At 74.3% G+C, this 14,302-nt stretch carries 1 protein-coding gene; it reads left to right on the top strand.

Translation table 11 applies throughout. The features are described 5' to 3' along the window. The first annotated feature begins 16 nt into the window (after positions 1–16). A complete protein-coding gene (locus OG623_RS04415; protein ID WP_406144448.1) occupies positions 17–14,293 on the top strand; it encodes a type I polyketide synthase in 14,277 nt (4,758 codons plus the stop codon). Positions 14,294–14,302 lie beyond the last annotated feature (9 nt).

Here is a 14,302-nt window from a genome sequence, read left to right as displayed (position 1 = left end):
GGAGACCAGCTACACCATGACGGACGACAAGAAGCTTCTGGACTACCTCAGGCGTGCCACGGCGGAGCTCGGTCAGACCAAGGCCGCGCTGCGTGAGGCCCGCCAGGCCCCGCACGAGCCGATCGCCATCGTCGGGATGGATTGCCGCTACCCCGGCGGCGTCGAGTCCCCCGAGGACCTGTGGCGGCTGGTGGCCGACGGCACCGATGCCATCACCGAGTGGCCGGTCAACCGCGGCTGGGACCTGGAGGGCCGCTACGACCCCGACCCGGAGCGGTCGGGCACCTCCTACACCCGCAACGGCGGTTTCCTGCACGAGGCCGGCCTCTTCGACGCGGGCTTCTTCGGTATCTCGCCGCGCGAGGCCCTCTCCATGGACCCGCAGCAGCGGCTGCTCCTGGAGACCGCCTGGACCGCCGTCGAACGCGCCGGGCTCGACCCGCACGCGCTGCGCGGCACCAAGACCGGCGTGTACATCGGCGCCATCGACAACGGCTACGGCGACCGTTCGAAGGACGTCCCCGAACTCCAGGGCCTGCTGGACACCGGCACCGCCGACAGCGTGGTCTCGGGTCGCGTCTCCTACGTACTCGGCCTCGAAGGCCCGGCGGTCAGCGTCAACACCGCCTGCTCCTCCTCGCTGGTCGCCATCCACCTGGCCGTCCAGGCGCTGCGCGCCGGCGAGACCACCATGGCGCTGGCCGGCGGCATCACCGTGATGGCCACCCTGGACGCGTACATCGCCTTCAGCCGCCAGCGCGGCCTGTCCTCCGACGGCCGCTGCAAGGCGTTCGCCGACGCGGCCGACGGCACCGGCTGGTCCGAGGGTGCCGGCGTCCTGGTCCTGGAGCGCCTCTCCGACGCGCAGCGCAACGGCCACCAGGTCCTCGGCGTGATCCGCGGCAGCGCGATCAACCAGGACGGTGCCTCCAACGGTCTGTCCGCGCCCAACGGCCCCTCGCAGCAGCGCGTCATCAAGGAGGCGCTCGACAACGCGCAGCTCTCCCCGGGCGACATCGACGCGGTGGAGGCCCACGGCACCGGCACCAAGCTGGGCGACCCCATCGAGGCGCAGGCCCTGCTCGCCGCCTACGGCCGCCACCGCGAGCGGCCGCTGTGGCTTGGCTCGCTGAAGTCCAACATCGGTCACTCCTCGGCGGCGGCCGGCGTCGGCGGCGTCATCAAGATGGTGATGGCCATGCGCAACGGCACGCTGCCGAAGACGCTGCACGTCGACACCCCGAGCCGGGCCGTCGACTGGACCGCGGGCCAGGTCGAGCTGCTGACCGAGGCCCGGGAGTGGAGTGACGAGGACGGCCCGCGCCGCGCCGGTGTCTCCGCCTTCGGCGTCAGCGGAACCAACGTCCACACCATCCTGGAGGAGGCTCCGGCCGAGGAGCCGGTGGCCGGGGAGCAGGCGGTCGTGCCTGTGGCTCCCGCTGTGGTGCCGTGGGTGTTGTCGGGCCGTTCGGCGGAGGCGCTGCGTGGGCAGGCGGCCGGTCTGGTGCCGTTGGTGGACGAGGACCGTGCCGCGGTGGGTGCCGCGTTGGCGGGCCGTTCGGTGTTCGAGCATCGCGCGGTGGTGGTGGGGGAGTCGGCCGAGGAGTTCGCGGCGGCTCTGAAGGCGCTGGCGGAAGGTGAGCCGCTGGCCGGTGTCGTCTCCGGTGTCGCGTCCGGCACGGGTAAGACGGTGTTCGTCTTTCCGGGTCAGGGTTCGCAGTGGGCTGGTATGGCGGTGGAACTTCTGGAGTCGTCGCCGGTGTTCGCGGCGCGGTTCGAGGAGTGTGAGCGTGCGCTGACACCGTTGGTGGACTGGTCGTTGACGGATGTGGTCCGGTCCGGTGCCTATGACCGGGTGGATGTGGTGCAGCCGGTGCTGTGGGCGGTGATGGTGTCGCTCGCGGCGCTGTGGGAGTCCGCGGGAGTGCGTCCGGACGCGGTGGTGGGTCATTCGCAGGGTGAGATCGCTGCTGCGGTGGTCGCGGGCGCCCTCTCGCTGGAGGACGGCGCGCGGGTCGTCGCCCTGCGCAGCAAGGCCATCACACGATTGGCGGGTGGTGGCGGGATGGTGTCGGTGCCGCTGCCGGTGGGTGAGGTGCGGTCGCTGCTGCCGGAGGGTGTGTCCGTGGCGGCGGTGAACGGTCCGTCCTCCGTGGTGGTCTCGGGTGACCCGGCGGGTCTTGAGCAGATCCTGGGCCAGGTCGAGCGGGCGAAGCGGGTGCCGGTGGACTATTCGTCGCACTCGGTGCAGGTGGAGGAGATCCGCGACGAGATCCTCCGTGTCCTGGCAGAGGTGTCGCCGCGTGAGGTGACGGTGCCGTTCTTCTCCACGGTGGATGTGGCGTGGGCGGATGGTACGGGTCTTGATGCCGCGTACTGGTATCGCAACCTGCGCCAGACCGTGGAGTTCGAGGCCGCCGTACAGGGACTGGACGCGGCGGGCTTCGGTACCTTCGTAGAGATCAGCGCGCACCCCGTGCTGACGATGGGTATCACCGCGACCGTCGGCGACGACGCCGTGGTGTCGGGGACGCTGCGGCGGGACGAGGGCGGTCTGCGCCGGTTCCTGCTCTCCGTGGGCGAGTTGTTCGTCCGTGGTGTGGCGGTGAACTTCACCCCGTTCCTCGGAGGCACTGCTGCCTACCGTGATCTGCCGACGTACCCCTTCCAGCGCAAGTGGTACTGGCTGGAGGACAGCGTCGGCATGGCCGAGGCGGAGCAGAACCGCTTCTGGCAGACGGTCGAGGACGGCGGCCTGAGCGAGCTGCTCGGCGTCGACCCGCAGACCCCGCTCAGCGAGGTGCTGCCCGCCCTGTCCGACTGGCGCAACCGCCACGACACCCGCACCACGGTCGACTCCTGGCGCTACCGCGTCACCTGGAAGGCGCTACCCGGCGCCGGCTCCACCGAGCTGTCCGGCCACGTCCTGGCGCTCGTACCGGAGACCGGCCATCCCCTCGTGGACGAGGTCTGCCGGGCCCTGGAGGCCGCGGGCGCCACCGTGACGCGCACGGAGCTGACCGCCGCCGCCAGCGACCGGCGGACGCTCGCGCGGCGCCTTGCCGACGTACCGCGTCCCCTGGACCGGGTCGTCTCGCTGGTCGGCCTCGACGAGCGGCCGCACCCGGACCACTCCGTCGTACCGGTCGGCACGGCCCTCACCCTCGCCCTCGTGCAGGCGCTGGAGGACGCCGGCGTCGACGCCCCCCTGTGGTGCCTGACCAGTGGCGCGGTCTCCACCGGTGACGACGACCCGGTGACCGCCGTCGCCCAGAACCTGGTGTGGGGCCTGGGCCGCGTCGCCGCACTGGAGTACCCGCGCCGCTGGGGCGGACTCCTCGACCTGGCCGCCGGCTTCGACCCCGCCGCCCTGACGGCCGCGCTGGCCGGCGACGGCGACGAGGACCAGATCGCACTGCGCCCCGGCACCGCGTACGGGCGCAGGCTCGAACGCGCCCCGCTGCCCGACGGCCCCGCCCCCGAGCCCTGGCGGCCCCGCGGCACCGTCCTCATCACCGGCGGCACCGGTGCCGTCGGCGGACAGATCGCCGTCTGGCTGGCCGGCAACGGGGCCGAGCACCTGGTGCTCCTCAGCCGCCGGGGCGGCGACGCCCCCGGCGCCGCGGAACTCACCGCCGAACTGGAGTCCCTGGGCGCCCGCGTCACCACCGCCGCCTGTGACGTGACCGACCGCGAGCAGCTGGCCGCCCTCGTCGCCGATCTGGAGGCGCGGGGCGAACAGATCCGCTCCGTGATGCACACCGCGGGCGCGGGCAGCCTCGTCCCGCTGCCCGACACCGACCTCGCCGAGTTCGGCGACACCCTGCACGCCAAGGTGCTCGGCGCCGCCCACCTGGACGAACTGATCGGCGAGGTGGACGCGTTCGTCCTGTTCTCGTCCATCTCCGCGGTCTGGGGCAGCGCCGACCACGGCGCCTACGCCGCCGCCAACGCCTACCTCGACGGCCTCGCCGAGAACCGGCGCGCCCGTGGGCTCGGCGCCACCTCCGTGGTCTGGGGTATCTGGGCTCCGCAGGACGGCAAGGGCATGGCCGCCAACCTCGCCGAGCGGCAGCTGCGCGGACGCGGCATCCCCTTCATGCGTCCCGCGCTCGCCATCGAGGGCTTCCAGCAGGTCCTCGACCGGGACGAGACGGTCATCGTGGTGGCCGCCGTCGACTGGGACCGCTTCGCCCCGGTGTTCACCTCGACCCGGCCCAGCGCGCTCATCTCGGAGCTGCCCGACGTCCGCGCCGCGCTCGTCGGCCAGGACACGGACGACGCCGCGCAGGACGAGACGGGCTCGCCCCTGCTGGACCGGCTGCGCGCGCTGCCCGCCGCCGAGCAGCGTGAACTGCTGGCCGAGCTGGTGCGCGCCCAGGCGGCGGCCGTCCTCGGCCACGAGTCCGCCACCGAGATCGAGCCGGGCCGCGCCTTCCGCGAGCTGGGCTTCGACTCGCTGACCGCCGTCGACCTGCGTGGCCGGCTGAACGCCGCGACGGGCCTCAGGCTGCCGGTCACCGTCGTCTTCGACTACTCCTCGGCCACCGCGCTCGCCGACCACCTGCGCGACGAACTCCTCGGCACCGGGGCAGCACCGGCCGCCCCCGTCGCGGTCACCGTGCCCACGGAGGACGACCCTGTCGTCATCGTCGCCGCGAGCTGCCGCTACCCGGGCGGCGTCCGCAGCCCCGAGGACCTGTGGCAACTGCTCGCCGACGGGCGCGACGCCATATCCGAGCTGCCCGGCGACCGCGGCTGGGACCTGGGCGAGGTCTACGACACCGACCCCGACCGGCCCGGCACCACCTACTCCCGGGCGGGCGGCTTCGTCTACGACGCCGGCCTGTTCGACCCGGAGTTCTTCGGCATCAGCCCGCGCGAGGCGCTGGCCATGGACCCGCAGCAGCGGCTGCTTCTGGAGACGTCCTGGGAGGCCCTGGAGCGGGGCGGTATCGCCCCGACCTCGCTGCGCGGCACCCAGACCGGCGTCTTCGTCGGCGCCAGTTACCAGGGCTACGGCGGTGACGGCGAGCGGGTGCCCGAGGAGGCCGAGGGCCACCTCATCGCCGGCATCTCCAGCAGCGTGCTCTCCGGCCGCATCTCGTACTCGCTCGGCCTGGAAGGGCCGGCGCTGACCATCGACACCGCCTGTTCGTCCTCGCTCGTCGCCGTGCACCTCGCGGCGCAGGCCCTGCGGTCCGGCGAGTGCTCGCTCGCGCTGGCCGCCGGTGCCACCGTCCTCGGCTCCACGCTGTCCTTCACCGGCTTCAGCCGACAGCGCGGTCTGGCGGCCGACGGCCGCTGCAAGCCCTTCGGCGCCGAAGCCGACGGATTCGGCATAGCCGAGGGCGTCGGCATGCTCGTACTGGAGCGGCTCTCCGACGCCCGGCGCAACGGACACCCCGTACTGGCCACCGTGCGCGGCTCGGCCGTCAACCAGGACGGCGCCTCCAACGGCCTGACCGCGCCGAACGGGCTCTCGCAGCAGCGCGTCATCCAGCAGGCCCTCGCCAACTCCGGCCTGCGGCCCGCCGACGTGCGGGTGGTCGAGGCGCACGGCACCGGCACCAAGCTGGGTGACCCCATCGAGGCGCAGGCCCTCCTTGCCACCTACGGCCAGGACCGCACCGCACCGCTGCGGCTGGGATCGCTGAAGTCGAACGTCGGCCACACCCAGGCCGCCTCCGGTGTCGGCGGCATCATCAAGATGCTCCAGGCCATGGAGCACGGCGTACTGCCCCGCACGCTGCACGCGGACGTGCCCTCGCCGTTCATCGACTGGTCCGAGGGCAACATCGAGCTGCTGACCGAGGCGCGGCCCTGGGAGGGACCGCGACGGGCCGGCGTGTCCTCGTTCGGCATGAGCGGCACCAACGCGCACGTCATCATCGAGCAGGTCGACCCGGTCGAGGAGACGGCGGACGACGCCCTCGACGGCGCCGCCGCCCCCGCCGCCGTGGCCTGGACGCTGTCGGGCCGCACCGAGCAGGCCGTGCGCGATCAGGCGCACGCCCTGCTCGACCGGCTCGCCGCCGACCCCCTCGACGTGGCCCACTCGCTGGCGGCCACCAGGACCGCCTTCGAGCGCCGCGCCGTCGTCGTCGGCACCGACCGGGAGCACCTGACCGCCGGGCTGCGGGCGCTGCGCGACGGCCAGGCACCCGTGCACACCGCCGACGCCGGCCGCCGCACCGTGTTCGTCTTCCCCGGCCAGGGCACCCAGTGGACCGGTATGGCCCTGGAGCTGCTGGACAGCGCCCCGGTCTTCGCCGAGCGCTTCGCCGAGTGCGAGCGCGCCCTGGCCCCGCACATCGACTGGTCACTGACTGAGGTGCTGCGCAGCGGCGAGTACGAGCAGGTCGACCGCATCCAGCCGGTGCTGTTCTCCGTGATGGTCTCGCTGGCCGCGCTCTGGCGCTCCTGCGGCGTCGAGCCCGACGCCGTGGTCGGCCACAGCCAGGGCGAGATCGCCGCCGCCTGCGTGGCGGGCGCGCTCTCCCTGGAGGACGCGGCGATGATCGTCGCGCTGCGCAGCAAGGCCCTGACCGCGCTCGCCGGACAGGGCGCCATGATGTTCGTCGCGATGGCCGCCGAGCCGCTGCGCGAGCGCGTCGCCGCCTGGGACGGCCGGATCGGCGTGGCCGCGGTCAACGGCCCCACCTCCGTCACGGTCTCCGGCGACCCCGAGGCGCTCGAGGAGCTGGGCGCCGCCCTGTCGCAGGAGGGCGTCATGCGCTGGCCCATTCCCGGCGCCGACTTCGCCGCCCACTCCGCCCAGGTGGAGCGCATCCACGACGAACTCATGCGCCTGCTGGACGGGGTGACCCCGCGCTCCACCACGGTCGCGTTCTGGTCGAGCGCCGACAGCGCCTGGCTGGACGGCTCCGCCCTGGACACCGCGTACTGGTACCGCAACCTGCGCCAGACCGTCGAGTTCGACCAGGCCGTCAACCAGCTCATCGCCGCCGGTTACGACACCTTCGTCGAGGTCAGCCCCAACCCGGTGCTGGCGATCTGGGTGCAGCAGGCACTGGAGGCCGCCGACGGCGGAGCCGTCGTCGGCACCCTGCACCGCGAGTCCGGAGGCCTGGACCGTTTCCTGACCTCGCTGGGCGAACTGCACGCCCGCGGCGGCACGGTCGACTGGACCGCCGTGCACCGCGGCGGCCGGCGGGTCGACCTGCCCACCTACCCGTTCCAGCGGCAGCACTACTGGCTCGTGCCGCTCCCGCTCGAACCGGCTGCCCCGCCCGCGTCCGAGGACGGCGACGCCTGGCAGTACCGCGTCGACTGGCGCGTCGTGCACGACCTGCCGGCCCGCCCGGCCACCGGGGAGTGGCTCGTCGTCACCCCCGAGGGCACAGACGTCGACGGACACCTCGACGCCCTGCGCCGCCAGGGCCTCACCACCCTCGTGGTGCCGTGGGAGACGGCCGACGACCGCGCCACCGGCGCGGCACGCCTGCGCGCGGCGGCCGAGGGACACACGCCCGCCGGTGTGCTCTCCCTGCTCGGCCTTGCCGACCGGCCCTGGTCGGACGGTACGGTGCTGCCCGCCGGGCTGCCGCTGACCGTGACCCTCATCGGGGCTTTGGGCGACGCGGGTATCGACGCCCCGCTGTGGGCCGCCACCAGCGGCGCCGTCTCCATCGGCCCCGCCGACCCGCTGGCCGGACCCGCGCAGGCCACCCTCTGGGGCCTGGGCGGCGTGGCCGGAGTGGAGTACCCGGGACGCTGGGCCGGACTGGTCGACCTGCCCGCCGACTTCGACGACCGGGCCGCGCAGCGCCTGCTGGCGGTCCTCACCGGCGAGTCCGGCGAGGACCAGGTGGCGATCCGCCCCTCCGGCGTCCACGGCCGCCGCCTCGCCCACGCCCGCGGTTCCGGCTTCGCCGCGCGTCCCTGGCAGCCCGGCGGCACCGTCCTGGTCACCGGCGGTCTCGGCGCCCTCGGCGGACACGTGGCCCGCTGGCTGGCCACGGCCGGTGCCGAGCACCTGCTGCTGACCGGACGGCGCGGCGCGGCCACCCCCGGCGCCGACGCGCTCACCGCCGAACTCCGCGCCCTGGGCGCCCGCGTCACCGTCGCCGCCTGCGACATGGCCGACCGGGACGCCGTCGCGGAGCTGTTGGCCGGCATCCCGGCCGAGACCCCGCTGACCGCCGTCGTGCACGCGGCGGGTGTCCTCGACGACGGCGTGGTCGACTCCATCACCGCCGAGCGCGCGGCCGGCGTGGCCCGGCCCAAGGCCGACGCCGCACTCGTGCTGCACGAGCTGACCCGCGGCATGGACCTCTCCGCGTTCGTCCTGTTCTCCTCGCTGGCCTCCACCGTCGCCGGCACCGGACAGGGCAGCTACGCCGCGGCCAACGCCTACCTCGACGCCCTGGCCCTGCACCGCCGCGACCTCGGCCTGCCCGCCACCTCCGTCTCGTGGGGGCTGTGGGCGGGCAAGAGCCTGACCGACGAAGCGGTGGCCGCCCGGCTGGTCCGCGACGGCATGCCCGCCATGGACCCCGAGCGCGCCGTCGCCGCCCTGCGGCACGCCGTCGGCTCGGGCGAACCCCACGTGATCGTCTCCGACTTCGCGTGGGACCGCTTCGTCGCGGCCTTCACCGCACTGCGGCCCAGCCCGCTCATCGCCGACCTGCCGGAGGTGGCCGCGCTCACCGAGCGGGCGGCCGCGCCCGAGCGCCCGGCCGCCCTGGACCGGGCCGCACTCCTTGAGCTGGTGCGCACGGCCGCCGCCGAGGCACTCGGCTACGAGAACGCCGACGCGATCGGCCGCGACCGGGTCTTCAAGGACCTCGGCTGCGACTCGCTGACCGCGGTGGAGCTGCGCAACAAGCTCTCCGCCGCGACCGGCCTGCGTCTCCCGGTCACCCTGGTCTTCGACTGTCCGACCCCGACCGCCGTCGTCGACCACCTGGTCGCGGAGCTGGGCGAGCCGGAAGTCCGTACGGAGACCGCCGTGGTGCCCGCGGCCGGCGCCGCCGTCACCGACGACGCCATCGCCATCGTGGCGCTCGCCTGCCGCTTCCCCGGCGGGATACGCACCCCGGAGGACTTCTGGCGCCTCATCAGCGAGGGCGGCGACGCCATCACGCCGTTCCCCACCGACCGCGGCTGGGACCTGGACGCCCTCTACGACCCGGACCCCGACCACCACGGCACCACGTACGCCCGCGAAGGCGGCTTCCTGCACGACCTGGCCGACTTCGACCCCGCCTTCTTCGGTATCTCCCCGCGCGAGGCGACCACCATCGACCCGCAGCAGCGGCTGCTCCTGGAGACCACCTGGGAGGCGTTCGAGCGGGCCGGAATCGACCCGCAGTCGGTGAAGGGCAGCCGGGCCGGCGTGTTCGTCGGCTCCAGCTACCACGACTACGGCCTGCGGGTGCGCAACGCCCCCGAGGAGGTGGAGGGCTACCTCGGCATCGGCAGCGCGGGCAGCGTCGCCTCCGGCCGCATCTCCTACACCTTCGGCCTGGAGGGCCCGGCCGTCAGTGTGGACACCGCGTGCTCGTCCTCGCTGGTCGCCATCCACCTCGCCGCGCAGTCCCTGCGCTCGGGCGAGTGCACGATGGCCCTGGCCGGCGGCGCCGCCGCGATGGCCACCCCGACGTCGTTCGTCGAGTTCAGCCGGCAGCGCGGCCTCGCCGAGAACGGCCGCTGCAAGCCCTTCGCGGCCGCCGCCGACGGCACCGCCTGGGCGGAGGGCGTGGGCCTCATCCTGCTGGAGCGGCTCTCCGACGCCCGCCGCAACGGCCACCCGGTGCTCGCCCTGGTGCGCGGCTCCGCCGTCAACCAGGACGGCGCCTCCAACGGCCTGACCGCCCCCAACGGCCCCTCGCAGCAGCGCGTCATCCGCGATGCCCTGGCCAGTGCCCGCCTGGCGCCCGCCGAGCTCGACGTGGTCGAGGCGCACGGCACCGGCACCAAGCTCGGTGACCCCATCGAGGCGCAGGCACTGCTTGCCACCTACGGCCAGGACCGCGCGCAGCCGCTGCTGCTGGGCTCGGTCAAGTCCAACATCGGCCACTCCCAGGCCGCCGCCGGCATCGCGGGCGTCATCAAGATGGTGCTCGCCATGGAGCACGGCACGGTCCCCGGCACCCTCCACGTGGACGAGCCCTCGCCGTTCATCGACTGGAGCGCAGGCAGCGTCGAGGTGGTCACCGAGAACACCCCGTGGCCGGTCACCGGTCACCCGCGCCGTGCCGCCGTCTCCTCCTTCGGCGTCAGCGGCACCAACGCCCACACCATCCTGGAGCAGGCCCCCGACGACGAGCCGGCCACGGCCTCCGGCGCGCTGGAGCCGCTGCCGGTGCCGCTGGTGCTCTCCGCCCGCTCCGCACAGGCGCTGCGCGAGCAGGCCGACCAGCTCGACCGGCATCTGGCCGAGCACCCGGACGTACGGCCCGCCGACATCGGCTACACCCTGGCCACCACCCGCGCCCACCTGGAGCACCGGGCCGTCGTGCCGGCCGGCGACCGCGACGCGGTCCGCGCCGCCCTGCGGTCGGTGACCGGCACCGTGCCGCCCGCCGAGCCGCGCGTGGCGTTCCTCTTCTCAGGACAGGGCAGCCAGCGCCTGGGCATGGGGCTGCGGCTGCACCGCGAGTTCCCGGTCTTCGCCGAGGCTTTCGACGCCGTGTGCGCCGTCCTCGACCCGCTGCTCGAACGGCCGCTGCACGAGGTGATCGGCGCCGCCGCCGACTCCGCCGACGCCGAGTTGCTCGACCGTACGGCCTACACCCAGCCGGCCCTGTTCGCCGTCGAGGTGGCCCTGTTCCGGCTCACCGAGCACTGGGGCCTGCACCCCGACCACCTCATCGGCCACTCGGTCGGCGAGCTCGCGGCCGCCCACGTCGCCGGGGTGCTGTCCCTGCCGGACGCCGCTCTGCTGGTGGCGGAGCGCGCCCGGCTGATGCAGGCCATGCGCGCCGACGGCGCCATGGTCTCCGTGCTGGCGCCCGAGGAGACGGTGCTGCCCCACCTCGCCGAGTACGGCGACCGGGTCACCGTCGCCGCTGTCAACAGCACGGTGGCCACCGTCATCGCCGGTGACGAGGGTGCCGTCCTGGAGGTCGCCGCCAAGCTCGCCGCCGACGGCCGCAAGACCAAGCGGCTGCGCGTCAGCCACGCCTTCCACTCCCCGCACATGGACGGGATGCTGGAGGAGTTCCGCCAGGTCGCGGCCCGGCTGGCGTACCACCCGCCGCGCATCCCCGTCGTCTCCAACGTCACCGGCGACCTCGCGGGCGCCGACGAACTGCGCACCCCCGACTACTGGGTGCGCCACGTCCGCGGCGCGGTCCGCTTCCTCGACGGCGTACGCGCCCTGGAGCGGGCCGGCGTCACCGCGTTCGTCGAGATCGGCCCCGACAGCTCCCTCACCGCGCTCGCCCAGGACTGCCTGGAGGGCCGTGCCGAGCTGATCCCGCTGCTGCACCGCGACCGCGACGAGGCCGAGTCGGTCACCGCCGCCCTGGGCCGCTTCCACGCCCAGGTGGCCGCCCCCGACTGGGAGCGGGTCTTCGAGGGCCGCGACGTGCACCGCGTCGACCTGCCCACCTACGCGTTCCAGCGCGAGCGCTACTGGCTCGACGACACCTCGGGCAGCGGAGACGTGACCTCGGCGGGCCTGGTCGCCACCGGCCACCCGCTGATCGGCGCCGCCGTCGAACTCGCCGACGCCGACACCTACGTCTTCACCAGCAGGCTCTCCCTGCACAGCACACCCTGGCTGGCCGACCACGGGGTCTTCGAAGAGGCACTGTTCCCGGCCACCGCCTTCCTGGAGCTGGCGGTCAGGGCGGCCGACGAGGTCGGCTGCGCCCGGGTCGACGAACTGTCCCTGGCGGCACCGCTGGCGCTGCCCAAGGACGGCGCCGCCGTGCTGCAGATGCGCGTCGGCCCGCAGAGCGCCGACGGCACCCGCACCCTGGAGGTGTTCTCCCGGCCGCAGGACGCCCCCGCCGACGAGCCGTGGACCCGGCACGCCGACGGTGTGCTGTCGCCGGGCGCCACGCCCGTCGCGGCCGCCGCGGAGGCGCTCACCGAGTGGCCGCCGCCGGGCGCCGAGCCGATCGACGTGACCGGCCTGTACGACCGGTTCGCCGACAGCGGCTTCGCCTACGGCCCCGTCTTCCAGGGGCTGACGGCGGTGTGGCGCCGCGGCGACGAGGTCTTCGCCGAGGCCGCCCTGCCCGCCTCCCAGCGCTCCGAGGCCGGCCGGTACGGACTCCACCCGGCCCTCCTCGACAGCGTGCTGCACTCCCTCGCCTTCGGCGTGCTCAGCGGCAGCGGCCAGGCCTGGCTGCCGTTCGCCTGGAGCGGCGTCACCCTGCACGCGGGCGGCGCGGCCGCCGTCCGGCTGCGGATGGCGCCCACCGGGGACAGCTCGATGTCGGTCGCCCTCGCCGACGGCACCGGGACACCGGTCGCCACGGCCGAGTCCCTCGCCCTGCGGCCCGCGGCGCCCGCCCGGTCCGCCACGGGCGGCGGACGGACCCACCGCACCCTGTTCCGCCCCGAGTTCACCGAAGTACCGCTGCCCACCGCCGACTCGGTGCCCGCGTTCGAGGTGCGTGACCACGAGCCCGGGCAGGACGCCGAGGCGGTGCGCCGCGCCACCCGGCGGACGCTGGCCGCCATCCGCGAGTGGCTCGGCACGGACCGGGCCGGGGCGAAGCTGGTGTTCCGCACCCGTGGCGCGGTGCCGCTGGTCCCCGCCGACGACGTGCCCGACCTGGCCGGCGCCGCCGTCTGGGGCCTGGTCCGCTCCGCGCAGACCGAGCACCCCGACCGGTTCGTCCTCGTCGACCACGACCACGACGACCAGACAGGCGCCGACATCGCGGCAGCCCGCGCCGTGGCCGGCGGCGAACCGCAGCTCGCGGTGCGCGAGGGACGGGCGTACGCCTACCGCATCGCACGCGTCCCGGTCGGCGCCGCGGACGCCGCGCCTCAGTGGGAGCGCGGCGGCACGGTCCTGGTGACCGGCGGCACCGGCGCCATCGGCGCCCACGTCTCCCGCCATCTGGTCACCGAGCACGGCGTCAAGCGACTGCTGCTCACCAGCCGCAGCGGTATGGCGGGCCAGAACGCCGCACGGCTGCACGAGGAGCTGACCGCGCTGGGCGCCGAGGTCGAGGTGGCGTCCTGCGACGTCGCCGACCGCGACGCGCTCGCCGCCCTGCTCGCCGCGGTCCCGTCCGAGCACCCGGTCACCGCCGTCGTCCACACCGCCGGTGTGGTCCAGGACGGCATCGTGGCCTCGATCACCGACGAGCAGTTGGACTTCGTCCTGCGGCCCAAGGTCGACGCGGTCCTCAACCTCCAGGAACTCACCGCCGACCTGGACCTGTCGGCCTTCGTGGTCTTCTCCTCCGTCGCAGGCATCTTCGGCGGCATGGGACAGGCCAACTACGCGGCGGCCAACGCCTTCCTGGACGCCCTGTCCCACCGCCGCCGCGCCCAGGGCCTGCCGGCCGCCTCGCTGGCCTGGGGCCTGTGGGCCAACGACGCGGGCATGAGCGGCCACCTCGACGAGAACGACTTCAAGCGCATCGCGCGCGGCGGCATCATCGCCTTCCCGCCCGCCGAGGGACTGGAGCTGTTCGACACCGCGCTCGCCGAGGACCACCCGGTCCTGCTGCCGCTGCGCCTGGACACCAAGGCGGTCCAGGCACAGGGCGAGGTGCCCGCGGTCCTGCGGGGCCTGGTGCGCGCCACCGTACGGCGCGGCGCCGCCGACAGCGCCACCGCCGCCGCCGAGGCGGCGAGCCTGGACCAGCGCCTCTCCGGGATGACCGACACCCAGCGCGACCGGGCTCTGCTCGACCTGGTCCGTGACCACACGGCCACCGTGCTGGGCTTCGCCGACGCCGGCTCCGTCGACGTCGACCGGGGCCTGCTGGAAGTCGGCTTCGACTCGCTGACCGCGGTCGAGCTGCGCAACCGGCTGGGCACGGCCAGCGGCCTCAGGCTGCCTGCCACCCTGCTCTTCGACTACCCGTCGTGCCGCGCCATCGCCGGCTACCTCGCCGCCGAGCTGGTGCCCGAACCGACGGCCGCCGGAGAGCAGCCCGGTCTCGCCGAGTTGGAGCGGCTCACCGCCCTCCTGGACGACGAGCGCTACCGCGAGGAGCTGACCGGCAGGCTGCACGACCTGCTGGCCAAGGCGCGCGCCGCCGCCGGCGACGACTCCGTCGGGGAACGCCTCGACGCGGCCGACGACGACGAGATCTTCGACTTCATCGACAACGAACTGGGCATGTCGTGACCGCCCAAC

The sequence above is a fragment of the Streptomyces sp. NBC_01012 genome, from assembly GCF_045162755.1.
Taxonomy (GTDB): domain Bacteria; phylum Actinomycetota; class Actinomycetes; order Streptomycetales; family Streptomycetaceae; genus Streptomyces.
The sequence above is the reverse complement of the archived record's forward strand: the minus strand, read 5'-3'. Positions and strand labels throughout refer to the sequence as shown.

Excerpts from the sequence above, each read along its gene's own strand:
- OG623_RS04415 (WP_406144448.1), top strand. The coding sequence starts at position 17 with ATGACGGACGACAAGAAGCTTCTGGACTACCTCAGGCGTGCCACGGCG.